The 1,639-nt window shown below is 36.1% G+C and carries 2 protein-coding genes; both read right to left on the bottom strand.

Annotated features, from left to right (window positions below; all coding sequences use genetic code 11):
• Positions 1-156 precede the first annotated feature (156 nt).
• On the bottom strand, positions 157-792 hold the full coding sequence (locus QVP94_RS12340; protein WP_022192717.1) for an XAC2610-related protein: 636 nt from the start codon (positions 790-792) through the stop codon (positions 157-159).
• Positions 789-1,637, bottom strand: a complete 849-nt coding sequence (locus QVP94_RS12335) for a penicillin-binding transpeptidase domain-containing protein (RefSeq protein ID WP_288213264.1) — start codon at positions 1,635-1,637, stop codon at positions 789-791. The genes QVP94_RS12340 and QVP94_RS12335 overlap by 4 nt, the downstream gene beginning before the upstream one ends.
• Positions 1,638-1,639 lie beyond the last annotated feature (2 nt).

The following is a 1,639-nucleotide window of genomic DNA, read 5'->3' as shown; positions in this document are numbered from 1 at the left end:
AACTTTGCAATAGCCAAGTACCTTCAATACTGTAAGTTTCTCCTTGTTCTTCTTCATCATCATCACTGCAAGAAGCAAAATTCACACACATTACTATGGCTAATAAAGCCATTCCAATAAATCTAAATGTTTTCATTTCGTTTGATTTTAAAATAGTTATTCTGATTGTACTAATTCAAACTTTTCGCCTTTTAGTTGATAGGTCTTATTGATAATATTGCTCCAACCATTAGAGCCGTAAACAGTAATGGTCTTGTTCTCTGAATCAAACTTACATTGTCCGTTTTCCAACTCTGTAAATGGTACTTCTGTTTTCTGCATAAAGTAACCGTATGGGCTAACATCGTACACATCATAAGCATTTGATTCTCTTGAACCACTTTTATAGCGGTTGATAATGAACTCATCTTCTCCGTCAAAATCAACATCAGAAAAGAAGAAAGGAGAATTATCCGAAAGGTATTCTTCGTTCTCTAATTTAGCCGTATAGTCTAACTCTATAACTGTGTTGTTCGGATATGTGTTGCCTTTATCATACAGAACCCTATCAGTCCATTTCTCCGCAAAGTAGTAATATTCTACTCCTTGTTTCTCTAAACAGAATAGAGCATTACCTACCTCACCATCTTGCAGCCACATTACTTTTACTGTATATCCGTTTATCGGTTGTTTGTACTTTATATAGATATGTGGCTGATTAAAGCACTCAAATTCTTGCGGAACAGATGTTTTGTCTGTTTTGCAAGCCACAAAACCAAGCAATCCAATAATGATAAATAGCAATCTTCTCATTGTCTTTCATTCATAATATCAACAATCTGCCTAAACACACTACCTGCCATCAGTCCACCACTTGCAGGTAATTCTGTCTTATTAATGGTAACGATAACATTGTATTTCGGATTATCGGCAGGGAAGTAACCGCAAAATTCTACGGCATATTCTCCATTTGAAAGTTGGATTGTTCCCGTTGCTCCTGCTACTTTAACTTTATCGGATTGGGCAGGCTTGGCTAATCCGTCAGAAACAGCGTATTCCAATGCTTCTTTTATGGCAGTCTTACTTTTAGCTATGTAATTAAAGAAAGTCAAGTTCTGTAATGGAGTGGTGAGAATGCCATATCCCAAAGGATTATAAACAAGACTTGTGTCTTTCACTTGATAGCCATACTTTGCAAGTGCTTCCGAAAAGGCTTGTTCATTCTCAAATACTTTTTTTACTATTTTGTAATTGGCGATATTGGATGCTACTCCAAAGCCTTGTTCCACTGTGATTTTTCCATATCCACCCCTATGCCAATTATGGTCGCACAATGTATCTTTACCAATAGCTAAGATACCATTATCAACATCTATCGTATCGGATAATTTAACTGTCTTTGTTTCCAACGCTGCCAAAAGTGAAGCGGTACGTACTAATCCCGATTCTTGCAGAATAGAATCAGAACCAACAAAAGCCTTGATTTCTCCCGTCTGTACTTCCATTATGATAACTTGCCCTATTGTAGCATCAAGTTCGGATAGTTTGTTTTGCAGGATAGAATCAACACTTACTTGTAAAGTGCTGTCTATGGTAGAAACTTGTTTTGTCTTACCATTATTAGAATTACAAGATATAAGTAATATAGCTAATGTTATAA

It is taken from the genome of Parabacteroides sp. CAG:2 (assembly GCF_000436315.1).
Lineage (GTDB): Bacteria > Bacteroidota > Bacteroidia > Bacteroidales > Tannerellaceae > Parabacteroides > Parabacteroides distasonis.
Note: the sequence above shows the minus strand (reverse complement) of the source record. Positions and strands in the feature narration are given on the sequence as shown.

Excerpts from the sequence above, each read along its gene's own strand:
- QVP94_RS12340 (WP_022192717.1), bottom strand. The coding sequence starts at position 792 with ATGAGAAGATTGCTATTTATCATTATTGGATTGCTTGGTTTTGTGGCT.